Genomic DNA, 24,084 nt, shown 5'->3' with positions numbered 1-24,084 from the left:
AATTAGCAATAATGACTGATTATAACAATTCTCAGCAGCCCACTAAAAGGACCATAGAAACCAAGTTTCTTAATCTATATGAACAATGGATTGAAGAGTGGATACAGATCGTTGCTTGTGTGGAATCAGATCTATTATTTAAACAAATGGGAAGAGAAATTGATATCGATTTGAATAATTGGAGACAACAACTTATCTCAATTCGTGAAGATTTTGATTCAAATATAGCATTATTCCAAATTGAGATTGAGGATAATATTTTCAGTATCAGCGATGAGCCAAATCGTTTAAGATATCTTAAAAAATTGGATAAGTTACCAAAACGGGTTAATCAAGTTCGCGATCTAATTATTGAGCAAGCTAGCTTCATAAAAACGGCATCTACCGAGTTTGAAGGGAAATCACTTGCATTTAGTTTTTATCATATTGCAGCAATTGCTCTCCCTTCTTGCTTTGGCAGCACCTTGTCTTCGATTTATAAAGAAGCATTTAAATATGAAATAAATTTTACAGAAGAAGAACCCCCACTGGCTAAGAATTTTGTAAAGACTGTTGTCAAGCCCGATATTTTGTTCAAATGGATAGGGAATAAAACTGATTTGGCCGAATTGATTTGGGCTTTAGCAAAGTCGGAACGAATTAGTGACACAGAAAGCGGTCAAGCTATAACTCAAGAAAAGCTATCCAGTCTTATCGAGTCAGGACTTGGAATATCAATCGATGTCACCGGACTAATGAAAGGTAGAATGAGAACTTATAAGGTGACTAAGGATGGAAATACATTCACCAAAACTTTATTTGATTTGGTTAACGAACGAGCGGCTTCTTCATAAAATTTATTCCACCTTCCTTCCACTGGAACTATCATCTGATAAAAACTCGCCTATTTTGAGCTGTAACCAAACCTGCTACAGCCATGTATGGCACAGTCACTCAAATCCAAGTCACCCCTGATCAACTTACAGAATTGGTCAGAGGGGCCGTTCGTCAGGAACTGGCTAACTTTACTCCAGCCACCCCAGCAGATTCTAACCTCCCTGACCTGCTAACACGTAAACAAGCATCCGAAAAGCTACAGGTTTCACTAACTACTCTCCATGATTGGGCGAAGGATACCGATGATAGACCAGCTGTCCTAATTCCGCTTAAAATTAATGGACGGGTTCGCTATCGCAAAGCGGATGTGTTGGCTGCTCTTAAAGAATCTCGGCGATTCAAAGCTGCATGAAATATGTCTGGCCAATTGCCGAAGAATTGCAGCTAATTCAGGCAATACAGCAACAAAAAACGGAATAGCCATGAGACTGCAACCCAATAGCTACTCCGTCGATGTGCTTGAAGATCAGGGCGAATTTACGAAAAATTTCTGGATTTATTTCTCATCTGAATATTCGTAATCGCTATGGCCCGCCCATCCCGTAATAACGCGGACTACTTCCCCCATAACGCAGATTTCCGAAATGACCGGCGCGTCAAAGCGATCCGGGCTCAGTTTGGTGTGAGCGGTTATGGAATCCTGATGATGCTCATGGAAGTTCTAACGGACGCTGAATTCACCCAGTTGAATACCGACGATTTGGAACTTGATCTGCTGGCTGGTGATTTGGGGGTTTCTGTCACAGATATCCGCAGTTTGCTACAGTTTGCGGAAAGAATCAGCCTTTTTGCCCGAAATACTACCGGACATCTGATTTGTACGGACCTAAACAAAGGTTTAGAGCAGGTTTTTGAGAAACGGAATCGGGCTCGAATAGCGGCTCAACAAGCCAAAGAAAGGGTTTCTGTCACAGAAACTCCGGATTCTGTCACAGAAAGTACACAAAGAAAAGAAAAGGAAAAAAAAGAAGATAATACTTCTTCTGTCGCTGATGCGACTAATTGTTCTTCTTCGGGAAAAGATAAGCCTCAAAAGGACTATACGCTGACTCATAAAATCCGGCTGGCCATTGAGGAAAAGTATCCGGATTATTACTGGGATGCTAAAGATGGGGCCCACGCTAAAAAGTGTGGCGTAAAACTCCAAACAGTCGCTAAAAATCGTCTGAGCCGCGATCCAACTGATTCAGAAAGTATCGATACCCTCAAATGGATTTTTGCTGAATCAGAAACGCTGGGGCCTTATTACCATTTTCAAGATATGGCCAGCTTCAATACGAATTTTAACAAGATTGTTAACCAAATCAGAAGAAGATCTTCAGTGTCACAAACTAGTCAGCCCATCCGGCGATCACCCAACGAAATCAAATGAAACATTTTCCTAAGATAGCCCGCATCCCGTCCGATGCTGTCCAGCTTCCCAATGGAGCTTGGGTTTATAAGTCTCGGGATTATCAATCGGGTTTTGAAAGGCGCCAGGTCAGTAGGCTCAAAACCACGGCCTGTTTTCTTCCTCCTGACGCAACTTTTGTCGATCCAGAAGAAGCGGAAACGGAACGACTCAAACTGGAACTCAATCAACTTCGAAAGTCATGAACACAAAAGCATTAGCCTCGCTACCCAAAGAAGAAACTACCGAACGCGCCGTGGTAGCCGCTCTGTTCGCAAAGCCTAAACTATTCAACGACCACTGGGCGATCCTGTTGCAAGGCGAAGTCTTTACCCACGAGGGTTACAAACTCCTGGTGCAGACGATGCATGCGCTTTTTCTCAGCGGACAGAAAGTCAGAATGGGAACCGTGCTCAAGGCCCTCAAGCAATCCGGAGATTTCAAAAAACTGGCGGCTTATTCGGACCTGTTGGACGGTCTGGACCAGGAAGGCCAGCTTTTGGAAAGCCAGCAGGATTGTTACCACCTCAGGGAATTGTGGCTCAAACGCGAAACCATTCTGGGTACCCAAAGCATTCTGACTGCGGCTTACGCCGGCGGTGAGTCAATTGATGCGTTGTCGGCCAAAGTCAACCTACTGGCCGATACGGTTACGTCGGGCATGACCATCAGCCGGGAGAAGTCGACGAAGCAATTCATTTCGGAAGCCCTGCAACGGATCGAATCCGCCATGAACAAACCCGACGGCATATCCGGCATCGACACGGGTCTGAAGAAGCTCAACAGCCACTTCGGCGGCTGGCAGAATGGGATCATTCTGATTGCAGGCCGGCCCGGCATGGGCAAAACCATTGTCGGTTTGTTTGCCGCCCTGTCGGCCGCCCGCGCCGGAAAGCCGGTCGGTTACGTTAGTCTGGAAGTCGATGCCGCCGAGCTGATCATTCGGGCCTTTGCCGAAAGCCTGTTGATCCCCTACGAAAACATCCTGACGGGCAAAATCACTCAGGCCCAGTTTGCCCAGATTCACCGGCTGGCCGGGGAGATGGAACAATTGCCCATCCATTTTTACGATGATGAGCCCCGCGATATCGAAGACATCCGGAATTTGCTAATCGACTGGCGCCGTCGGCATCACATCGAACTGGCCATCATCGACTACGTGCAACTCATTGAAGATCGGACCCAGCGGGGCGAGTACGAAGTAGCCAGCCAGGTCAGCAAAAAGCTCAAGAAACTGCAGCGCCGGATTAACATTCCGCTGATCGAGTTGGCGCAACTCAACCGGGATAATGAAAAGAAGGATGATAAGCGCCCGCAAATCTCGGGACTGCGCTCGACGGGCCAGCTCGAACAGGACGCTTCGGTGGTTATTCTGCTTTACCGGGACGACTACTACAAACTGCAGAAGGCCGAAGAACTGGGCGTTGAAGTCACCCTTGACCACCAACTGGACCTGATCGTCTGCAAAAACCGCAATGGCCGGGTGGGTACCGCTTACACCTACGTCGATGCGGCCACGAACCGCCTGGTGGATTACCGCAACCAACTCCAATTCGAACCACCGCCGCAAGGAACCTTCCAGTATCAACCTTTGGCGAAAGCCGAATTTTAAACCCACCAACGTTCAAACCCCATTGATCATGGCACTCGAAAAACAAAAGTCCCAATCCGAAAAGCCCAAACCCGGTCTGATCACCCAGCACTATGTAGACCTGGTTGATGAGAAACAACTACTGGACCCCACCTTTGACCGGCAAATGCTGGCTGACTTAGCCCGTAATCGACCAGAGCGTTTGCAAGCGTATCTGAAAAAGAACAAGCTCACCTGCCTGCATTTGCTTATCCTCGAAGATCAGGCCGCCAATACCCTTGAAGTAACCATCACTGACGGCACCGGAGCCAAAGAAACCCGGTTCATCACCCGCCAGCAGGAAGCCCAACTCAAACCCCAGGCCCTCTTTGTTCAACGGCTGGTCTTTGAAGACTTTTCTATCGGCAAACCCTATACGATCGATAGCACCACCTTCACCCAACTGCACCCGTAATTTTTATCCCGACTATGCAAGATACACCACCGTACACCAATGACCCCCAGGAGGATACCGGCTCCGATTTAACCGATAAGCAGCAACGCTTTGTGGAGGAATACGGCGTGGACTTCAACGCCACCCAGGCCGCCATCCGGGCCGGCTACTCGGCCAATGAAGCCTCCGCGGCCACCATCGGCTACCGATTGTTGAGAAAGGTTGAGATTTCAGCCGCCATTGAAGCCCGGCTCTCGCACCTGACCATGTCCACCGAGGAGGCCGCCGTCCGGCTCACCCGTTACGGACGCGGCAGCCTAAGGCCCTTTCTAAACGACCGGGGACTGATCGACCTGACCAGTGAAAGTGCCCTGAACAATCAGGATCTGCTGCGCAAAGTCAAACAGACCGTGCGCGTCGAGCGGAACTTTGAAGGTGAGCCGGTGGCCGACATCATCAGCACCGAAATCGAGATTGTCGACCCCAAAGACTCCATCGACAAGATGCTGCAGTACCACGGCAAGTACATCAAAAAAGTAGAACACTCCGGCCCCAACGGTGGCCCGATTCCCCTGGAAGATTTAACCCAGTTAAGTGATGACCAACTCCGCCAACAGGTTGCTGAACTTGAAGCTCGAATTACGCCGGCGGCAACTGGCCCGCAATAACCTGAGCGACTTTATTCCCTACATCCGCACCGACTACTCGCCCCAATGGTTTCACCGGGTCATGGCGGTCAAACTTCAGCAGGTGCACCGGCGGGAGACTAAAAAGCTCATGTTGTTTTTGCCGCCGCAGCACGGCAAATCGGAGGTGTCGACCCGGAGCTTTCCGGCCTGGACGCTGGGCCAGTCCCCCGACACCAAAATTGCGATTTGTTCCTACTCGGCCACGCTGGCCAGCAGCTTTAACCGCGATATTCAGCGCAGAATGGACGATGACCGCTACCGCGTCCTGTTTCCGGATACGAGACTCAGCCAGAGCCGGGTGGGACTGGGCAGCAACCAGCATGCGCTGCGCAACCATGAGCTCTTTGAAATCGTTGGCAAGCGCGGCTTTGTTAAAACGGTGGGCGTTGGCGGCTCGCTAACGGGAACGCCCGTCGATCTGGGCATCATCGACGATCCGATTAAAGACCGCCAGGAAGCCCAATCCCTGACCGTCCGTGAAAGCACCTGGAATTGGTATACGGACGTGTTTGAAACCCGCCTGCACAATAATTCGGCCCAGGTGCTGATCATGACCCGCTGGCATCAGGACGACCCGGCGGGGCGGCTTTTGGAGCGGGACGGGGTTTGGAGTTTGGATAATCCCAACGGCTGGCAGGTCATCTCCTTCCCCGGACTGAAAACCAACGACGGCACCTCTTTTGACCCCCGGCAGCCGGGTGAGGCGCTCTGGCCCGATCGCCACTCACGGGAAAAACTGGAGCGGATTAAAACCCATAATGTCATTACGTTCAACAGCCTCTACCAGCAGGACCCCAAACCCTCCCCCGAAGCGTTGGTGTATCCCCACTGGTCAACGGTGCCCGAATTTCCCAAAAACTGCGAACGGGTGGTGTATGGGCTCGACTTTGGTTTCTCCAATGACCCATCCGCCCTGGTTAAAATCGGTCAGATACGGACCAAGCTCTACCTGGAAGAAAAACTCTATAAAAAGGGGCTGACCACCAAGCTACTGGCCAAAGAACTCCGGAGCGCCGGCATTCGCTACGGTGACACGATTGTTGCCGACAGCGCCGAACCACGGACCATCAGCGATTTACGGCAAGAGGGCTTTACCATTGTGCGGGCCATCAAAGGACCGGGCAGTTTGAACGCGGGAATTGACACGGTACGGACCTTCGATTTGTTTGTGACCGAAAAGAGCCACAACCTGCAAAATGAGTTAAATCGGTATGAGTGGATTATGGAAGGCGGGGCCGCGACCAACCTTCCGATTGATGCCTTCAACCACGCCTTGGACGCCAGCCGCTACGGTGCCCGCTACCTCAAACAAAGCAGCGGGGGCGGCATCGAACAGGATTAGACGGAGCAGAAAGCAAAATGAGAACCAATCCCATGAAGAAAAACAAAAAGCAGAAGGCCAAACCGGCCGCCAGGAGTTTGGAACAGGTGATCGCCCTCAAACAGCAGATTATTGAAAGGGCCAAAGGATTTCTGGTTAGCGGGGTCCAGACGTCGATGCAATGGGCCGACCACGAATTGGCAATGGGCCGCTTAACCCCCGAGCAGCACCAGCAACAGGTCGACCGGGCCCGGGAGGAAATGAACCGGATTGCCCAGTACTGATTCGCCGGCGCCGGCCTCAACTTTTGGGGGAAAAGGTTAGGGGGTGTGAAAGCGATTGGCTATCTTTAGCCTCTCGTCAGCAAGTAACGGCGCTCACCGTAACGCCCTTATTTGCTATGTCCGCGCTTCAGCCCGAAGAGTTTGTCAATTTCCCCCGCTGGTATTCCGAACTGGCCAAGTTGGAAGCCTCCGCCGAGGGCCTGGGAAACTCCTTCGAAAAACAACTCACCCGCATCCGTCAGCAAGCCCAGTCGGCCTTCACGGCCATGCACCAGTTGACGGAGAAGATCGCCAAAATCAGTCCGATCCATCCGGACGCTTCCCAAAAAGTGGCCGAGTACGGCCAGCAGGTCCAGCGGTTGGGCCTGCTCTACCAGACGGCCCAGAAAAACATCGTCAGCTTAAACGAGGCCCAGCAGGCCCAGCGTGAGTCGGTCAAACTCTACCAGGACCGCTTGCAGGAGCTGGACCGGCAGTTCAAGGCCCTGGACTCGACCCAAAAGGGCTACCTGGCCAAGAAACGGCAGATTGCCGCCGAGACCAAACAGGTAACCGCCGTTATCAAGGCCCACGACACCGCCCTGAAGCAAGCCAAGCAAGCCATTGATGCCGCGGAGGGGTCCTACGATCGACTGTCGCGCCAGGTGGTCGACATGAAAACCAAGCTGCGGGCAATGCCCGACGCCTGGAACCAGTCAACGGGCGCCATCAACCAACACAACCGGGCCGCGGTCGATCTGCAGCGTCAGATTGAAAAATCGGATGCGGCATTGAAGAAAATGGATGCTTCAATGGGCAACCACCAGCGCAACGTCGGTAATTATGCGTCGGCGCTCTCGGGACTGAAGGGGCACCTGCTAAATTTTGGGGCAAGCTATATCTCGATTGAGGCTGGTTTGAGCGGCTTAAAGCAGGCCTTTGGCATCATGACCGAAATGGAACGAATGGACGCCGCTTTACGGGCCGTTACCCGCGACAACGAGGACTTTAACCAGACCCAGCAGTTTTTGATTTCTCTCTCCAAGGATCTGGGCCAAAACTATCTCTTACTGACCAAAACCTACAAGGGACTGGCCGCCGCCACGCGCGAAACGTCGCTGGAAGGAAAAGTAACCCAGCAGATTTTTAAAGGCGTCATTGAAGCCGGCGCCACGCTCCAGTTATCGAACGAAGAAGTCGAGGGGTCTTTGTACGCCATTTCCCAGATGGTCAGCAAAGGCAAGGTTTCGATGGAAGAACTGCGCCAGCAACTGGGCGAACGCATGCCGGGGGCCATGCGACTACTGGCTACGGCCTTGGGCGTTTCGGAGATGAAGCTCAATAAACTGGTTGAAGACGGCAAGCTGTACGCCCGCGACGTGTTGCCCAAACTGGCTACCGAACTCGACCGCGTTTATGGTCCTTCGGCTCAGAAAAACATTGACAAATTCGGGGCGCAGTGGAATATTCTCAACACCGAAGTGGCGCTGTTTCTTAAAATGCTCAATGAGGAAGAGGGGGCGACCGGTCCGGTAGCGGGCTTTATTAACATTCTTTCAAATCGGCTGGAGAAGGTGCGCCTGGTGTTGCAAAGCAAAGACTGGGGCCTGATTCTCAAACTGGCTACCGATCTGACGGGCTACAACCAGGAGGTCAACGAGTACGTCCAGCGCCGAAAAGCAAATTACGGCGATGAGCAGGCGTACAAAGCCCTGACCCCCGAAGCCCGGGCGGCTCGGCGGTCGGAGTTTATTGATCGTCAGTCCGCTTTACAGGCCAGGCTGGACCAGGCCAAACAGGTTCGGCCCACCAGCCAGATTGAGGACATCAAGCAGAAAAGCCTCATCAAAACCCTGGAGAATCAGATTGCGCTGTACGACCGGAAGCTTTTGCGGATGCAGGAAATCAATGCCGCGGCCTTGAAGCAGGAAGCCATTACCGGCGAACAGTTGAAAAAAGAAGCAGCCGCCCAGAAAGCCATGGAATGGGAAGAAGGTAAGAAAAAGCGCGATGCGGCCCAGGCTAAAGCCGAACGACAAGCCTCCGCCGATGCGGTGGATAAACTGCGCACCCGATTGGATACCAGCCGGGACAATACCCAAACCCAGGTAAAAGGACTGCAAGCCCGCCATGAAGACGGAAGTCTGTCGGATGCTGATTTTGCCAAAGAGAAGTACGATGAGATTATCAAAGGGGCCATGGAGCGGCATAAAATCCTACTGAAAGCTGCCCAATCCGATTTTAAAGAGGTAAAGAAAGCGGCTGAGGATGGGCTACGGGAAGAAAACAAAGTCATCAGCGATGCGGGCGCCGATTTCCTCAAGGCCCGCACCGATGCCGCCAAACAGAGTCTGAAAGTCATGGTGGACAATGTTAGGGAGGGAATAAAGGACATCGATTCGGAAGTTCGGGAATCGATGGAACGCGCCTTGACCGGGCGAAACGGGGAATATGAAGCCGAAGAACTGCGCATTCGGCAGGCAATGGCCAAACGGCAGCTTACCGAAGAGGACGGCTACCGGCAATTGTTCGAAAATCAAGTTGCTTACTATAAAGACGTGGCCGCTATTCAGTCCCATTTCTACGGACAGGACATCAAGCTAACCGATCAGTTGATTGACGCCAAAATCCAGGCCGTTAAAAAATGGGCCGAGGTGGCCGGCCGCACCGAAGCCGAAAAAGCAGAAGCGGCCAACGTAATCAGGGATCTGGAAGCCCAGCAGGCGGCTAACAAACGCAAGGAAGAACTCGCCAATGTAAAACAACAGGGCGATTCCGTTACGGCCATCAACCAGGCCACTTCTGATAAAAACGTTAAAATCACCGAAGAGGAATATCAAAAAAGGCGGCAAATCATTGAAGGCGTGGGTGAAACGATGACCACGGTTGCGGGTGCTTTATTCGAAATTGACCGGGCTTACCGCAACCAGGCCTTGGCCGAACTGGAAGATAAAAAAGAACGGGAACTGGCTATTGCGGGCGAAAACAAAGAAGCCCAGCAGCGGATCAACGAGGTATTCGAGAAAAAAGAGCGGGCCATCCGCCGTAAACAAGCGCTGGCCGACCGCAATCAGGCGCTGTTTGATGTGGCCATCAACACGGCAGTCAATGCCTCCAAATACACCCCCCTGAACCCCTTATTCTATCTGGCCCTGGCCAACGGGGTAGCCCAGGCGGCAGTGATTATTTCCAAGCCGCTGCCCGCTTACAAGGAGGGTAAAAAGGCCTCTGATTCGTATTCGGGTCTGGCCCTGGCCGGGGAAGCTGGGCCGGAGCTGTGGCTCAGGGGCGATTCAGCCACGCTGGTCGATAAGCCAACGGTGATTGACACCAAAGCCGGGGACACGATCCTGAAAGCCTCCGACACGGATCAGTTGCTCCGAAGCTGGAAACAGCAGGAAGTACGGCAACAGGCCGAGCAGCAGATGCTTTTGGACCGGGCCACGCTGAAAGGCTTGCACGAAAGCCGGTTCCCTCAGCCGCCGATTGTGGTTAGTACCGGCCTAACCGAAAAAGGGGTGGAAAAAGCCATGACCGCGGCACTGGCCAAGCAGTCGGTTCACCAGACGATCATCGACGAGGACGGATTCCACAACTTTATTCAACAGGGACAAAACCGCACGGAATATTTTAACAAACGCTACCATTTACCGCGCCGATCCTAACTAGACGATAAGCCCCCAAGGCCGCTCCCGGTTACCCGGTGGATCACAGGCAAGGCTTGGGGCTCTTTCTTATTGCAACTAAATCGAAACGGATGAGACACTACAAGGTAAAAGTCTATTTGGGCGAAACCCGGGAGATCCGGCAAAAAGGCAGTAGGCGGTACGTGGCCAGTTTAACCCACTGGACTTTTGTGACGGCTGCTACCCGGGAGGTTATCCGGCACAAGACCTACGAAGACGACATCGCCGGTTTCTTTTACCGGGACTGCGCCGGGGTGGATGGGTCGGACTGGAAGCTGGAGGAGATCGATTCGTTGGTGGGCAAGAATGAACTGACTCTGCCCAAGGACTACCAAGTGTTTTCTCGGGAATACGACGGGCATTAAATAGTTCTATCTAAATAGTGTCATATATATTACTGCTATAAATAAATGTTTAATAAACTTAGTACTTTATTTGTCAATTACATTCAATAGTTTTGTATTGTATAACGCTACACAATACAAAACTAAAAAATGAAATTAAGAACAATTAGCGGTAGTGCAGCCAACAATCAAACACCAGGTGGATATGTTCGAGAAAAGGTTCTACTGCCCAAAAAGATGTCGGTAACAGAAGCGGCAAAAATATTGGGTATTGGCAGACCAGCCTTTTCAAATTTTTTGAACGGTAATGCCTCCTTGTCGCCAGAGATGGCGTCTCGAATTGAGCGAGCTTTTGGTATACCTACGCAAAAGCTTCATGAGCTTCAGGCTTTATTTGATGCGCTACAAGCAAAAGCGAAGGGATCACCTTCAAATACAAAAGCCTATGTGCCTCCATTTCTTAATATTATTGCCAATGAAATCGAGACATGGGCTTCCAGTATTGGTGCGCGTTCACGTTTATCTGTCTTTCTACGCATTCTTGTTAATTCTACAGGAGTTAGTCTAACTAAAGTTGATTTCCCAGGAAATAACGATGCTGAACGGCCAGGCTGGGACGGCTGGATAGAAGCTAACGAAGGAACACCATGGATTCCAGAAGGGCAGTCTGGGTGGGAGTTTGGCTGTAACCAAAATCCTAAAGAAAAAGCGGATAAGGATTATGCAAAAAGCGTTAATGCTGTCAATAAATCAAGCAGGGCCAGTATAACGTTCATTTTTATCACACCACGTCATTGGCTAGGGAAAACAAAGTGGGCGAACGAACGTAAATCGGAAGGCAATTGGAAAGATGTTCGTGCCTATGACGCAAGTGATCTGGAACAGTGGTTGGAACAATCAGTAGCCGGCCAAACTTGGTTTTCTAGTGAAACGCAGCGTGCTTCTGATGGAACACGATCGTTGGATAAATGCTGGCTTGACTGGTCTGGGGTTGCTAATCCACCTTTAACAGGTGATTTATTTACAACCACCGTGCTAAGCAGCAAGGATATGATTTCCGCCTACTTATCGAAGCCAGCAGAGCAGCCGATTATTATTGCAGCCGATTCAACCGAAGAAGCTGTTGCTTTCCTAGCTGTATTATTTAGTGGATCTGATGAAGAACTAGCATCGTTTCGAGATCGCGTTATCGTTTTCGACAGACCTAATGTATTGCCTAAGATCGCTGCCGGTTCTTCAAACTTTATTGCTGTAACTACTTCGCGAGATGTTGAACGGGAGCTTGGGCCTTATAGTCGCTCTATTCATACAATAATTGTTTACCCGAGAAATGCGATCAGTGCTGAACCTCACATTTTACTGGAGCCGTTAAATTATGAAGCTTTTAGCTCTGCACTTGAGAATGCGGGTTATAAACGAGATGAGATTGATAGGCTTGATCGCAAATCAGGTCGGTCCCTCACCGTTCTACGTAGACAGCTTTCAGATATACCGGCAATAAAAAAACCAGAGTGGGCAGTTAGCAATGAGAAAGCAGCAGATTTGACCCCATTCCTATTAGCAGGAGCTTGGAGTTCGACTAATCCGTGGGATCAAATTATATTATCCTCTTTCGCTGACAATACCCCTTTCGAAAACCTGGAAAAAAAGCTTCAGGAATTCACCCAACTTAATGATGCTCCGGTATGGTCGATAGGCGAATATCGTGGCGTAATCTCTAAAATTGATCTTCTATTTGCTCTCAGTGGTACAATCACTCGCAAGGAGTTAGAAACGTATTTTGAGGTAGCTAAGTATGTTATTGCAGAAGAAGATCCAATTCTAGAACTCCCAGAAGATAAGCGATGGCTAGCTGGATTTTATGGCAAGACTCGTCAAATTACTGGTGCTCTGCGTAAAGGTATTTGTGAAACGCTTGTATTATTGGCAGTGCATGGGAATGAGTTATTTTATAAAAAATTAGGGGTTAATGTTGAAGCCATGGCTGTTCGATTGATTAGAGAATTGCTTGGCGATCCGCTGACAACTCGAACTTTGGAAATGCATGACCGCGATTTGCCAACGTATGCTGAAGTTGCACCTGACGAATTCCTAAGAATACTGGAGAAAGATCTAAAAACTGCTGCGCCAGCCAGTTTGAATCTTATGCGTCCCGCTGGCATAGGTATCTTCGGTGGGAGTTCTCGGACAGGCTTGCTTTGGGCTTTGGAGAATCTGGCATGGTCTCCAAAAACTCTTTTAAGGGCAGTTTTAATATTGGCGAAGCTTGCCGAAATCAAAATTGAAGATAATTTAATTAACAAACCGATTTCATCGCTCAATGCCATCTTTCGCTGCTGGATGCCACAGACCGCTGCAAGTATAAGGGACCGAATAAATGCTCTAAAATCGCTTGCAAAGCATTACCCAAAAATCGCATGGGCAATATGCATGGAACAGTTCGGACAAATTCACCGCATGGGCACCTATAACCATAAACCTCACTGGCGGAACGATGCCCAAGGACATGGCGATCCGGTGACGGTTGGGGAGATGGAAGAATTCGTTATTGAAGTAGTCAAAATGGCTTTAAGTTGGGAGGAGTATGATAAATCAGCAATTGGTGATCTCATTGAACGACTTCATTCTTTAGACGATAATCTCCAAAAAGATGTGTGGAATATTGTGACGAAGTGGGCCGATACAGCCAACGATCTAGACAAGGCATGGGTGCGAGAAAAGGTTCGTGTGAGCACTATATCAAAGAGAGGAGTTATTCAGAATAGGAACGTGAAAGGACGGAAGCCAGATGCTGCCAAAGCTGCTTTTGCCGCCTTGGAGCCAAGTGATATTGTGAACAAACATGAATGGTTATTCCGCAAACAATGGATAGAAGAGTCCTTCGATGAAATGCACAATGATGATCTAGATATTTATAAGCGAGAGGAGCGCATAACGAAAATGAGAGTTGATGCGCTCCAGGAGATTATAAGTGAGCAAGGGATTACAGGGGTTTTAAGGCTGGCAGAAATGGGAGAAACTTCTCTTCAAATTGGAGCGCTATTGGTTTCCAAAATACTCCCTGATGATGAGGTCACACCTTTTATTTTGACGTTATTCAAGTCAGGAGAAAAGTCAGATTCATGGATATACAGAAACCTTATTAAAGGATCTATTTGGGCAATACAGGATGATTCGAAAAGAAATGAACTGTTAAAAACGATAGGAGGCCTTCTGCCTTCAGAGAAATTAACAAGACTTCTCGAATTAGCACCTTTTCGAACAGCTACATGGTCTCTAATTAAAGAAATGGGTGAGACGCATGAAAAAGAGTATTGGGCAACGGTCCAGCCAAATTGGGAAGGCCAAAACAAAGATGAACTGAACGAAATAGTAAACCAGCTTCTGTCTGCCAAACGACCCCATGCGGCTTTCAGTTGCGTTCGCTTATCGATTGAAAAACTTAGGCCAGCTTTGTTATTTAAATTAATGGAAGGTCTCGTAACTGTCAAAGATGAACTTGATGATTATTTTAAGTTTGAATCTTGGGATGTAAAAAAAGCATTTGAGCTACTGGATGCAAGCGATTCTTTCTCAATTGAGCAAATGGCAGGTCTGGAACTTTCTTACATTGATGTTCTAGCACGCTATTGGGGCGATAGAACAAATCACGGAATCCCTAACCTTGAAACATATATTGATAAAAATCCTGAATTTTTTGCTCAAGTAGTTGCATGGCTTTATAAGCGTGCAGATGGCGGTACAGACCCTGAAGAATTGCAACTGGAGAAATCCGAGTATATTGAAAATCGAGCGGGAATTGCTTATAAACTTATTGAAGGATTACAACGCATACCAGGTCGAAACAAACAGGGCGATATTGATGAAGATCAACTCTTGGGTTGGGTTAATATTGTTCGTAAATCTTGCGCTGAACTTGGTCGTCAGGAAACGGGAGATCGCTCTTTAGGTAAATTATTTGCAGAGTCGCCAAAAGGAGCAGATGGTGTTTGGCCTTGCGAACCAGTACGTCAGGTTTTGGAGCAAATACAATCTGAAGATATCTCACGGGGAATCACCCTTGGTCTTTACAATTCTCGTGGCACTCACTGGCGTGGAGAGGGCGGAGATCAGGAGCGTAGTATATCTTCGATGTATCGAAAATGGGCTAAAGCCTTGGAATTTTCTCACCCTTTTGTGGCTTCAACAATTCTTAATTCGATGGCCAACGAATATGAAAGGGAAGCGCAGCGTGAAGACCTTGAAGCAAGAGTTAATCGTCGCTTAAGGTAATAATGATATGATTTTGTAAAGTGAATATCTTATATAAACTAATTCAAACTTTAACACCCGGAGTTACCTATCGAAAGTTGACCCGGGTGTTACCATTCATACGAAATTTTAAATAGATCGATTTACAGTACGTGCTATTAGAATCTATTAAAATCACCTATAAATTAACCAACATGCAGTCACACATTACTAAGGCTTTATTGAGGACCATTCTCCCCATAGTTTGCTAGACAGCAGCAGCCCAACGGGTTATATCATCTAACTAAGTTCGTCTATTTTCCTCACTTACCAACAGCGACTACAATATGCTTATACAGGGGCAGCAACAACTCATCGAAAACACGGACAGAATCTGATGGAAATGGCGCTGCAGAAGATCAAAAAGTTGACCGATGAAATTTAAGGAAGTTTATGGTGGGAAATAGTAGCCGATCACTCACAACTATGACCATTGAATCAACCCTTCCGTTGTTTTTGGCCCCATTTGCATAGATTTAGTCCTCACCACTTATCTTTAATGCAAAATGATTAGCCAGATGCCGCAGACGCCCGAAGAGATCGGTCAATTAATAAAACAACTCCGGAAACAGAGAAATATGACCCAAACAGAATTGGGTGAAAAATTGGGGATTAAGAAGTCTTCAGTTGTCTCATATGAAAAGGGCAGGAGTAATTTTACAGTTGATACTTTGCAGCGTATCGCTGATGCACTAGGCGCTGATCTAACTATTAACTTAGCATTTAAAACTAAGTAATTTTTTTTACCCAAAAAGTTTGAATATATTGATACTTTTGTTACTTTTGAAATAAGGAATCGGCAGAGATCAGAAAAGGCGGTATAGTACCGATGAGGTTGCCCGCTGGACTGTACGATTGAAGCCAACACCCAACAAAAAACCCCAACGCTCACGTCTGGACAACTTTAGCGAAGGGGTCATGTGCCACAATTAACCTGATCGATCAAATGAACACGGAACAAAAGTACAGTTCCTCAGCCAGCATTGCAACCGATGCCGGGCAACCTAACTCTGCCTGCGGCCAAAGCCGTGGCGCCCTGCAAACCGTCGACGAACTGTTTGACCGGCAGGGACCGATTGTAGCACTCAAAACGGTGCTTTCCTACCACATTCAGTACGAGTGCCCCCGGCACCAGCAACCGCCCCTGGCCATCACCTGCCCTAACGATGTAATCCGGCTTTTCCGGCCAATCTACGAGGGCAGCTACCCCATTCCGGGTGGAAACTACGAATGTCAGCTGTTTCTGCTCTTGATGTGTCAGGGAAAGCTGCTGGGCATCAAATTCGTCGGCTGGTCCTACAATGACATTGCGGACTCCCCGGTGGTGGAAGCCTACCGCTGGAACCAGTATCTGGGGGCTGATGCGATGATTGTCATTTCAGCCCACGCCGACAACGATCACACGCCGATCGATGACAGTGTCGACTCGGCCTCCTGGGATATGCCTAAAGAGTTTGAGCGGTATGCCGCTCCGGATCTGTACCTGAAACTGATCGATCACATCCGTATCTCACCCACGGGGGAGTTTTCCTACATCGCCGCCAACAATCCCTATTACACAGGCGGCACCTGGCCACCGGTCGATGAAAAAGAGCAGCGGCAAATCCTACGGCCCGAAGACCAGTACGATGATAACCGGCCTTACGATTTTAACCGTATTCTGCCGGATACCTTCTACGAATAAATCGTAACCCCTTTCGCTATTGGATTCTCATTACTCCCGGCCCCATCACCGGCCGGGCCCCTACTTTTCTGTTTTTCTTCTCAGCCTCCAAAACCGGTTCAACACCATGAACTTACCCGCTTATGTTTTACAGGACGGTCAGCAAGCCGCCGTTAATCTGAGAGTCTATCTGCCGACCATCGGCGTCTCCTTTGAACTGTACCGCCACTGGGTCAGCAGCCGTATCCAAGAGTTGGAACTGGTGGAAGGCCAGCATTACCAGCTTCACAAAGAAGGGCAGACCAAAAAACACATCGTAACTTTTCCAGCGCTGATTCAACTGCTGGGCATTGGCCGGTTTAAAGCGTTGCGGGAACAGCAGCAGGTTATTTACGCCCTGATGGATGCGTTAAAACAGCAAGGCTTTCAGCTTCCGGATCATCTGGCGGAGTTTAAGGCCGAACTACCTAATCTAACTGACCCCAGCCCGGCGCCGGCGATCTCCAGGGCTTCAGCGGCTATTGTGCCGGTTCTGCAAATCGAAGGCCGGGCCGCGGTCAACGTGCTGGATCTGTTTAAACTCTGGAATCCCCAAACGGAGACGCGTATGCCGCAGTGGTTTCTGTACCACATCAACAAGCTGGGCTTTGTGCTGGGCAAGCATTACGTGGAATACAACGAGCCACCCACAGCGGGCCACCGCCGGGGAACCACGGGCTATATTGTCAGTATCGATGCGGCCATTGCCATTGCGGAGAACGAAGCGAAAGGCAAAGGCCAGCACATCAGTCAGTACCTGATTGGATTCCGGAAAGAGTTGGCCAAACAGCGCCTGTCGACCAAGGGCAGTTTAGCCGATTTCATTGGCCTGAAGCCCGCTGTGCAGCCTGATCCGGACACCAGTGGATCACCGAGTGCTCAGGTTAAATTGTTTGACAATAACCCCACGTCTGAAGCGTCATCCCCACCCATCGAACACCAGACCGGTGAGGTTGATGAATCAAACCGGGAAGATGCCCCGGCAGGTGACGATTCTTTGCCGCAACAACAGGAGGTTGTTCACCAGACGGATCAACCCAGCGATACCGCTGCGGAGCCGCGATCCGATCTGGACAGCACTTTGCCTACCGAATCCACTCAACTTCCCTCAGCTGCCACCCTGATGTTGCAGATGGCTCAACTCCTGTTACAGCAGGCGCAGCTGTTGGTCGATCAGGAGCAGCGTCTAACGGAGACAACAACCACCGTCAGCCAGATCGTGGCCATCGGCCAGCAATCAGCCCTGCAGACGCTGGGTCTGTCGACGGGCGGACAGCAGCCACCGCAGCAGACCATGCGCTCACGTATACGACAGATCGTTAACAGCCGCTGCCGTAAAACCGGCGAGTTTCAGGACCAGGTGTACGCCTTCATTTACAACCGACTATACTACCTCTACGGCATCAGCGTGACGGCTCATCACAAGGCCAAGGATGAAAGTTACCTGGAGTTGTGTGAACGTCTGGGTATCCTGGAAAAGGTTTACGCCATTGTTAACAGTCACGAGTTTACCATCGCCAGCAACGCAGCCCCGCTGCAGCCTCGCGGGCAGGCGGCCTGATGGGACGGCGCTTGAAATCCACTTTTCGATGGCAGTCGTTTATCCCTTCCATTCTAAACAATCAATCATCGTGAAAAACAGTAAAACAGGGCCGATGCCCATTCAGAAAGGAGGGCATTATGGTCCTCAATGATGTTAAAGTTAATTTTTGGCTCCGTCGCCAGCGGGTTGCCAAGCGTAAGGGCACTCATTTCGGCCAGGCCCCGGTGATGTTTTATATTATCGCCAACGGGGTGCGATCTAATGATGCCCGAACAGGCGTCTACTGTTCGGCGGACAATTGGGATGCTGGTTCTGCTCCGGCCGAGGTCACTCAACGGATTCGCAAACTGGAAGAACACATTGGCCAGATGAATGCCCGCTATGAACAGTTAAACATTCCCGCCACTGGTACAATGCTGTTGAACGATCTGCTGAATACGAACAAACCAGCCCGTTTCTTACTCATTGTTGCCCAGGAAATGCTGGAGGCGCTTGAAAAAAAAGTAGGACGCCGGATTACGAAAGTAACCTTTCAGCATTACAAAGCCCGCTTCAACAACCTGACGCATTACGTCGAGCTAATTCTCAAACGCAACAACCTGACCCTGCACGAAGTCAATAACGCTTTTGTGGAGGACATGGAAGAATACTTCCGAGATCGCTACATTACCCAGCGTGGAAACCGCAAGGGCATGGCGGTACTGACGCTTAAACAGCAGGTTATGTTTCTGGTGAATGTGATGGATTTTGCCCAACGCCGGGATTACGTTCAGCAAAATCCCATCAGGGTCTACAAGGTTGATGCCAGCGATTGGAAGCCTAATAAGACTTACCTGACCGATGATGAACTGGATCGGTTTCGCAGCGCTTCAATCACTGACGAAAAGACTCGAAAGGCTGCGGATGTCTTTTTGTTTCTGTGTGAGACGGGGATGTCCTACTGTGATTACCTGCGCATGCAGGACGACTGGATAAAGCCCCTAAGAGATCTGGATTTGCCGCGCGATATTCGCTATAAAGTCAATCCGGATGAAAAGTGGCTGATTGGTGCCCGACAGAAAAGTAAGGTGTCATTCGCTGTACCGTTATCACTGGAGGCCCAGCGGCTGCTAACTCTGTACGGTGGGGTATCTGGAATGCCCAAAAAAATTGATAACAACGATTTAAACATTTACATTCGAAGCGTCGCTCAGTTGGCCGGGATCACCAAGCATTTGACCTCCTACGTGGCCCGCAAAACCTTTGCCCACTACTGGCGCAATCGGTCCGGTCTGTCGAGCAAAGCGGCCAGCCGGTTGATGGGGCACTCGACCGATACGATGATCAACTTTTATGCGGATGTCCAGGTAGAAGCCGCCGTCCGTGAGGTATACGCCCGAATCGCATAGGAAATGGGTACATTCCAAAACCAACAGACACCCGGTCAAAACCGGCCGGGTGCCCTGACGCTGACGATTGGCGCCCACACGGATTGGGTGCCGATCAATCAGATCGTTCGGATCCAGGGCGAGGGCAATTACAGCCGGATTCATACCCAGATGGGGCAGGAGTATCTGATTGCGGTTACATTACTGAAAGTAAGTCAGCGACTGCCGGGCTTCTGGCGGGTGCATAAGTCGCACCTGGTTAATCCTGCGTATGTCGATCAGATTCGTAAGACTCAAAAGCAGGGCAGGTTTATCTTACTGACGACGGGTGAAGAGATTCCGATAGCCCGCCGGTTTACCATCCAACTTTAGTAAGCCTGGCTCCGGCTCAGAACAATACATATCCACCTCCTCAAGCTGCGGACTATTCTGCCATCGTTTTAGCGATGTGATAACCCAGAACGTTAAAATCCGTTTTGGCCTGCAGCAGATCAATGCCTAAAGATCCCGGACCTACCTCCGCCGACTGAATTTTTACTAGCTCCCCGAGTTCTGCTTGGGTCTGTGCCGGAACTTGAGAAAAGTCATCCTCCCGGTTGGCGGGAAGAACCAGATACCAGTTTTCATAGCTGCGGGACTGATAGATATGCGTGTGTACCCTATTTTGGATAAGCCTATCCCACTTGTTTAGACTCAATTGGTAGCATAAAGCCAAGCGCATGATGGGAGCCTTTCTAATTATAATTTTATAGCCAGCCTTTAACTATCAACCAAACTCAAGCTAAGTTACGAATCGGATCGCCAAAGCGACAAATAAGCGTTCAATACTTCTCGGCGAAAAGTCCCGCACGGGTATCCCCGCGTTGAACCGCTCTATAAACGCATTTTGAGCGGCCGCTGCTGCGGTGGGTTTTTCCGGTTGAATCCAGTTTAACCTGTTTTTTTTCATCTCACACCATTCCGTTAATAATGTACTAATGAATTCTGCCAGGCCGAAGGAGCGGTTTGCTTCCATTTTTCTTCCCCTTTGTCAAAAGATAATGGAAAGGCTCCATTTTCCGACCGATCACTTTTGGAGAAGCTTACATGTTAGGCAACAACTGAAAAAGAGTAACTACAGGGCTCAATTTGATATTTGGACCGATTTGGTAATTACCCCAAATAGCTGTTCTCATTTTGAGCCTGATAGGTAATATTTTTCCATTGGTGCCATACAGATTTTATATGGTCTGACCAATCCTCACCAAATACTGGTTTAACTAAATAGGAACTGGCGCCCCAATAGTAAGATTCTTCCACATCTCTTAGATCTCTTGAATAACTAACAATCACCACAGGAATGTGTTTATACGATGAATGATTTCGCAAATGCCGCAGCAATTCCCACCCATCTTCCCGTTTAGGAAGGTGAAGATCTAATAGAATTAATTTGGGGAAATCTTGTTTTCCAACTCGGCACTTTTCCAGGTAATCTAAAGCCTGTCCAGATGTATTTGCTCCAACCGTTATTACTTCCTGAAGCTGTTTCTTAAGCAAATATTTCATGAGGATCTGCTGATCTTCATTATCCTCTATCAAAAGAATACTATCCCGTTCGTTGTTGCAAAAGAGATTTTCATTCCAGCGTTCCAACAGATTTTGCCTGACGTTTTGCCACCGCCGACGGGAAACCATGAAAGATTTTCCTGTGGATAAAAAAATTTTATAACCGCTGCTGATGCGTTCGATCCGCTCGATAAATCGATGATTAATTAATTGCATTCGATTGAGCCGGACAAACTGTTGTGCCGGTAACCGATCCTGGTGGTACTTCAATGTTCTAGAGGTAAGAGTACGGTGTCCGCCGAGCCAATATTGCCAGGTATAGTTAGCCTCTGCTTCCAGATAGATCAAGCTTGTAATATCGGGCGATAAAGTACTCGTGGTCCTAACATCTCGCCGGATTACGGACCAGTTTGCCGACTTTTCATCGGGAATTGAAAAGAAAGCGGTTCTCAAGAAAGTCATCATGGTTAGTCCTACAACGTTGAACAGAGCATTACAAACTGGGTGCATTCGATCTGGTAATGCGGTTAGGTAGAATAGCACCCTAACTTCAATTTTATCAACGTAAACATATACGATAGATACGGATTGTTAGATTTGATAACTGCCTATTAATTAGGTAGATAATTCTGAATGGATATCCGTATAAAAGCAAAAAATTGTCTTTTTATTGCTAAAGATTGAATTATAGTAAGTGTTTATTGAGTGGTTATCTGCCTAACCTACAGTTATACTATATAATAAACGAACAAGGCTTTTTACGTGTACTGTATCTCTATACGTACGCAGTTAATAGTCAGGTTAGAATCGGCTGATTGGAGACGAATCCGGTTTTTGAACCCTATTTATTTTCAGGGTAAATGGCTTCAAAGTCTCTTTCACCCTTCGTTTCAATGGATTACCAGACAGCGATGTAAGAGCCCTGCTTTTAATAGTCAAACAAACACATCTAGGCAATTTAATGTGCAAAAAAGACCCTCATTCTCAGTAGGATTTCTTGTGGTAACTTCATCATCGTAACATTTTAATTCAATCTGTTAACTGATTGAAGTTTATGGTAAATTATACTTCTGCACACCAGAACCCGGGCTATCACACGGAGGAAATTCGACGAGCCCGGGTAATTAGTCTTGATCTTTCCATTGGTGATTATGCTCATTTTCAGGAAGTAATCATTGAGGCAGCCTGCCGGAGACAATCAAAACGCATCTGTTTTGCTAATGCCCACATGATCGTGGAAGCCAGGCGAAATCACAAAATTGCACAGGCGGTAAATGACTCCGCGTGGGTAGCCGTCGATGGCGTACCGCTCATCTGGGCTCTGCGGGGCTTGCATCACATCGAGCAGGAGCGGATAGCAGGTATGGACTTGATGCCTTCTCTTCTTCAGCGGGCCGCTGAAGAAAATCTGTCGGTGTTCTTCTATGGATCGACCCCCGAAGTACTGGAGCAAACGGCAAAAAAATGCCGCCAGCAGTTTCCGGGTCTGATCATTGCCGGCACCGAATCGCCACCGTTTCGATCGCTAACACCCCAGGAGGAACAGGAAAGTGCCGATCGGATTAGCACTTCGGGAGCGGGCCTGGTTTTCGTGGCCCTGGGATGCCCAAAGCAGGAGCTTTGGATGGCCCGGATGCAGGGCCGAATTCCGGCGGTTATGCTGGGAATTGGTGCCGCCCTGCCGCTTCTGGCCGGTTCGATCAGCCGAGCTCCGCTCTGGGTTCGAACGGCCGGTATGGAATGGGTCTACCGGTTGGGGCAGGAACCCCGGCGACTGTTAAAACGCTACCTGACTGTCAATTCCCGCTATATCTGGTATCTGGCGGCTCAGGTCCTCCAGTCTGCCCAAAAAAAGCAAAGTTTCTGAAATCATCTTCGTATCCAATCATTTCAAGCTGTCCATCCCATGAACGCTCCTATTGTTTTATTTGCCTTCAAGCGACCCAAAGAACTCGAATTGACGCTTACCGCTTTACAGAAGAATCATTTAGCTTCTAATAGCGATTTATACATTTTTGTGGATGCTGCAAAACGACCCGAAGATGTCCCCAAAGTTGCCAAGGTAAAGCAACTCCTGGACGAGGTAAGCGGTTTTCGAACGGTCTACCGCCAATACGCCCAAACCAATATTGGTTGTGCCGACTCGGTAATTCAGGGCATTTCCTACGTACTGGAACGCCATCCTTCAGCCATTATCGTGGAAGATGACCTGATTACGGCCCCCAACTTTCTGGACTTTATGAACCAGTCGCTCCAGCAATACGCCAACAATCCGAAAGTTTATTCCGTTGCAGGGTACACATTCCCCTTTGCCCGCCCGGCCGACTATGGACCGGATTCGTATTGCATCGCCCGGCACAGTCCGTGGGGCTGGGCAACCTGGGCCAACCGCTGGAAAACCGTTGACTGGTCGGTGGCTGATCATGCCGATTTTATGGCCAATAAGGCGCGTAAAGATGCGTTTGCGCAGGGTGGTGCCGATCTGGTTCGCATGCTACAAGACCAGATGGAAGGGAAAAGCGACGCATGGTGCATCCGGTTTTGTTACGCCCAGTTCAAGGCGGACGGCTTAACGATTTATCCAACTGTATCGAAAGTTCAGAATATTGGTTTTGGAGAGGATGCTACCCATACTAACATTTTTAACCGGTACAAAACCGCCCTGGATACTGGCGAGCAGCGCGTGTTTAAACTCTCCAATCCGGTTAGAATTACTGAGTATTACCATCGAAAAACGGCGCAGCGTTACAGTGTTGTCGTCCGGGTTTTTAATAAATTAAAAACGTATGCTGGTTTACGATAATAGTAAGTACGCTTCATTCATCAACCTGATAAATCCTGGCTTTATGAAAGACTATTTTTCCTTTGATCTGGTAGCCATCCCGTATTCAAATAACCCGACTCTGTTTATATTCTTGGCGCTTATGAGTGTTTTCATCATAATTAGCATAATCATAGTTCTGTCATGCCTTAGATTGCACGATCAGATTGATAAGGCCGATAGAACAATCAGTATGGCGGACGAACTTAGGTATATAACCAAT

Annotated in this window: 21 protein-coding genes and 1 pseudogene; 19 read left to right on the top strand and 3 right to left on the bottom strand. The window is 48.8% G+C overall.

The features are described 5' to 3' along the window. The first annotated feature begins 11 nt into the window (after positions 1–11). From ACYVHX_RS01700 to ACYVHX_RS01620, 17 genes are all read left to right on the top strand, one after another. Positions 12–833 (top strand): hypothetical protein, encoded by an 822-nt coding sequence (locus tag ACYVHX_RS01700; protein ID WP_460669858.1) that lies wholly within the window; start codon positions 12–14, stop codon positions 831–833. Between the two features lie 83 nt (positions 834–916). Further along, on the top strand, positions 917–1,228 hold the full coding sequence (locus tag ACYVHX_RS01695) for a helix-turn-helix domain-containing protein (protein WP_460669857.1): 312 nt from the start codon (positions 917–919) through the stop codon (positions 1,226–1,228). Positions 1,229–1,402: 174 nt separating this feature from the next. Further along, positions 1,403–2,248 (top strand): DUF4373 domain-containing protein, encoded by an 846-nt coding sequence (locus tag ACYVHX_RS01690; protein ID WP_460669856.1) that lies wholly within the window; start codon positions 1,403–1,405, stop codon positions 2,246–2,248. Continuing rightward, complete coding sequence (locus ACYVHX_RS01685) at positions 2,245–2,472, top strand: hypothetical protein (protein ID WP_460669855.1); 228 nt, start codon at positions 2,245–2,247, stop codon at positions 2,470–2,472. The genes ACYVHX_RS01690 and ACYVHX_RS01685 overlap by 4 nt, the downstream gene beginning before the upstream one ends. Further along, complete coding sequence (locus tag ACYVHX_RS01680) at positions 2,469–3,878, top strand: replicative DNA helicase (protein WP_460669854.1); 1,410 nt, start codon at positions 2,469–2,471, stop codon at positions 3,876–3,878. The genes ACYVHX_RS01685 and ACYVHX_RS01680 overlap by 4 nt, the downstream gene beginning before the upstream one ends. Positions 3,879–3,906: 28 nt before the next feature. Beyond that, positions 3,907–4,311 carry a hypothetical protein gene (locus tag ACYVHX_RS01675; protein WP_460669853.1) on the top strand — a complete coding sequence of 135 codons (405 nt, stop codon included), beginning with the start codon at positions 3,907–3,909 and terminating at the stop codon, positions 4,309–4,311. A gap of 14 nt (positions 4,312–4,325) precedes the next feature. Further along, a complete protein-coding gene (locus ACYVHX_RS01670; RefSeq protein WP_460669852.1) occupies positions 4,326–4,958 on the top strand; it encodes a terminase small subunit in 633 nt (210 codons plus the stop codon). After that, entirely contained in the window at positions 4,918–6,321 is a 1,404-nt protein-coding gene (locus tag ACYVHX_RS01665; RefSeq protein WP_460669851.1) for a terminase large subunit, read from the top strand. Before ACYVHX_RS01670 ends, ACYVHX_RS01665 begins: the two co-directional genes overlap by 41 nt. A gap of 32 nt (positions 6,322–6,353) precedes the next feature. Beyond that, complete coding sequence (locus ACYVHX_RS01660) at positions 6,354–6,584, top strand: hypothetical protein (RefSeq protein WP_460669850.1); 231 nt, start codon at positions 6,354–6,356, stop codon at positions 6,582–6,584. A 116-nt stretch (positions 6,585–6,700) separates the two neighbouring features. Then, positions 6,701–10,228, top strand: a complete 3,528-nt coding sequence (locus ACYVHX_RS01655) for a tape measure protein (protein WP_460669849.1) — start codon at positions 6,701–6,703, stop codon at positions 10,226–10,228. 92 nt (positions 10,229–10,320) lie between these two features. Further along, positions 10,321–10,614, top strand: a complete 294-nt coding sequence (locus ACYVHX_RS01650; RefSeq protein ID WP_460669848.1) for a hypothetical protein — start codon at positions 10,321–10,323, stop codon at positions 10,612–10,614. A 129-nt stretch (positions 10,615–10,743) separates the two neighbouring features. Next, positions 10,744–14,865, top strand: coding sequence for a helix-turn-helix transcriptional regulator (locus tag ACYVHX_RS01645; protein ID WP_460669847.1), 4,122 nt, complete (start codon positions 10,744–10,746; stop codon positions 14,863–14,865). 536 nt (positions 14,866–15,401) lie between these two features. Then, complete coding sequence (locus ACYVHX_RS01640; protein WP_460669846.1) at positions 15,402–15,620, top strand: helix-turn-helix domain-containing protein; 219 nt, start codon at positions 15,402–15,404, stop codon at positions 15,618–15,620. 209 nt (positions 15,621–15,829) lie between these two features. After that, entirely contained in the window at positions 15,830–16,567 is a 738-nt protein-coding gene (locus tag ACYVHX_RS01635; protein ID WP_460669845.1) for a hypothetical protein, read from the top strand. Positions 16,568–16,673: 106 nt separating this feature from the next. Then, positions 16,674–18,146, top strand: coding sequence for a hypothetical protein (locus ACYVHX_RS01630; protein WP_460669844.1), 1,473 nt, complete (start codon positions 16,674–16,676; stop codon positions 18,144–18,146). A 119-nt stretch (positions 18,147–18,265) separates the two neighbouring features. Further along, on the top strand, positions 18,266–19,516 hold the full coding sequence (locus ACYVHX_RS01625; RefSeq protein WP_460669843.1) for a site-specific integrase: 1,251 nt from the start codon (positions 18,266–18,268) through the stop codon (positions 19,514–19,516). 3 nt (positions 19,517–19,519) lie between these two features. Then, entirely contained in the window at positions 19,520–19,867 is a 348-nt protein-coding gene (locus ACYVHX_RS01620) for a LytTR family DNA-binding domain-containing protein (protein ID WP_460669842.1), read from the top strand. A 52-nt stretch (positions 19,868–19,919) separates the two neighbouring features. On the opposite strand, the gene ACYVHX_RS01615 is transcribed toward ACYVHX_RS01620, so the two are convergent. The 3 genes and pseudogenes from ACYVHX_RS01615 to ACYVHX_RS01605 all read right to left on the bottom strand — a co-directional run bounded on the left by ACYVHX_RS01615 (position 19,920) and on the right by ACYVHX_RS01605 (position 21,550). Further along, on the bottom strand, positions 19,920–20,216 hold the full coding sequence (locus tag ACYVHX_RS01615) for a hypothetical protein (protein ID WP_460669841.1): 297 nt from the start codon (positions 20,214–20,216) through the stop codon (positions 19,920–19,922). Positions 20,217–20,305: 89 nt separating this feature from the next. Beyond that, positions 20,306–20,480: pseudogene (locus tag ACYVHX_RS01610) on the bottom strand (integrase core domain-containing protein); the annotation flags it as partial. A 167-nt stretch (positions 20,481–20,647) separates the two neighbouring features. Then, the gene (locus tag ACYVHX_RS01605; protein ID WP_460669840.1) at positions 20,648–21,550 is read right to left on the bottom strand and encodes a response regulator; all 903 of its coding nucleotides are present in this window, start codon (positions 21,548–21,550) and stop codon (positions 20,648–20,650) included. Between the two features lie 544 nt (positions 21,551–22,094). Between ACYVHX_RS01605 and ACYVHX_RS01600 the strand changes: the two genes are divergently transcribed. Beyond that, complete coding sequence (locus ACYVHX_RS01600; RefSeq protein WP_460669839.1) at positions 22,095–22,907, top strand: WecB/TagA/CpsF family glycosyltransferase; 813 nt, start codon at positions 22,095–22,097, stop codon at positions 22,905–22,907. 39 nt (positions 22,908–22,946) lie between these two features. Further along, positions 22,947–23,843, top strand: a complete 897-nt coding sequence (locus tag ACYVHX_RS01595) for a glycosyltransferase family protein (protein WP_460669838.1) — start codon at positions 22,947–22,949, stop codon at positions 23,841–23,843. Positions 23,844–24,084 lie beyond the last annotated feature (241 nt).

The sequence above is a fragment of the Larkinella ripae genome (genome assembly GCF_054780775.1).
This window is presented reverse-complemented; position numbering and strand designations above follow the sequence as displayed.

Excerpts from the sequence above, each read along its gene's own strand:
- ACYVHX_RS01655 (WP_460669849.1), top strand. The coding sequence starts at position 6,701 with ATGTCCGCGCTTCAGCCCGAAGAGTTTGTCAATTTCCCCCGCTGGTAT.
- ACYVHX_RS01615 (WP_460669841.1), bottom strand. The coding sequence starts at position 20,216 with ATGCGCTTGGCTTTATGCTACCAATTGAGTCTAAACAAGTGGGATAGG.
- ACYVHX_RS01660 (WP_460669850.1), top strand. The coding sequence starts at position 6,354 with ATGAAGAAAAACAAAAAGCAGAAGGCCAAACCGGCCGCCAGGAGTTTG.
- ACYVHX_RS01700 (WP_460669858.1), top strand. The coding sequence starts at position 12 with ATGACTGATTATAACAATTCTCAGCAGCCCACTAAAAGGACCATAGAA.
- ACYVHX_RS01605 (WP_460669840.1), bottom strand. The coding sequence starts at position 21,550 with ATGCACCCAGTTTGTAATGCTCTGTTCAACGTTGTAGGACTAACCATG.
- ACYVHX_RS01670 (WP_460669852.1), top strand. The coding sequence starts at position 4,326 with ATGCAAGATACACCACCGTACACCAATGACCCCCAGGAGGATACCGGC.
- ACYVHX_RS01680 (WP_460669854.1), top strand. The coding sequence starts at position 2,469 with ATGAACACAAAAGCATTAGCCTCGCTACCCAAAGAAGAAACTACCGAA.
- ACYVHX_RS01690 (WP_460669856.1), top strand. The coding sequence starts at position 1,403 with ATGGCCCGCCCATCCCGTAATAACGCGGACTACTTCCCCCATAACGCA.
- ACYVHX_RS01625 (WP_460669843.1), top strand. The coding sequence starts at position 18,266 with ATGGTCCTCAATGATGTTAAAGTTAATTTTTGGCTCCGTCGCCAGCGG.
- ACYVHX_RS01675 (WP_460669853.1), top strand. The coding sequence starts at position 3,907 with ATGGCACTCGAAAAACAAAAGTCCCAATCCGAAAAGCCCAAACCCGGT.
- ACYVHX_RS01645 (WP_460669847.1), top strand. The coding sequence starts at position 10,744 with ATGAAATTAAGAACAATTAGCGGTAGTGCAGCCAACAATCAAACACCA.
- ACYVHX_RS01630 (WP_460669844.1), top strand. The coding sequence starts at position 16,674 with ATGAACTTACCCGCTTATGTTTTACAGGACGGTCAGCAAGCCGCCGTT.
- ACYVHX_RS01685 (WP_460669855.1), top strand. The coding sequence starts at position 2,245 with ATGAAACATTTTCCTAAGATAGCCCGCATCCCGTCCGATGCTGTCCAG.
- ACYVHX_RS01650 (WP_460669848.1), top strand. The coding sequence starts at position 10,321 with ATGAGACACTACAAGGTAAAAGTCTATTTGGGCGAAACCCGGGAGATC.
- ACYVHX_RS01600 (WP_460669839.1), top strand. The coding sequence starts at position 22,095 with ATGGTAAATTATACTTCTGCACACCAGAACCCGGGCTATCACACGGAG.
- ACYVHX_RS01695 (WP_460669857.1), top strand. The coding sequence starts at position 917 with ATGTATGGCACAGTCACTCAAATCCAAGTCACCCCTGATCAACTTACA.
- ACYVHX_RS01635 (WP_460669845.1), top strand. The coding sequence starts at position 15,830 with ATGAACACGGAACAAAAGTACAGTTCCTCAGCCAGCATTGCAACCGAT.
- ACYVHX_RS01640 (WP_460669846.1), top strand. The coding sequence starts at position 15,402 with ATGCCGCAGACGCCCGAAGAGATCGGTCAATTAATAAAACAACTCCGG.
- ACYVHX_RS01595 (WP_460669838.1), top strand. The coding sequence starts at position 22,947 with ATGAACGCTCCTATTGTTTTATTTGCCTTCAAGCGACCCAAAGAACTC.
- ACYVHX_RS01620 (WP_460669842.1), top strand. The coding sequence starts at position 19,520 with ATGGGTACATTCCAAAACCAACAGACACCCGGTCAAAACCGGCCGGGT.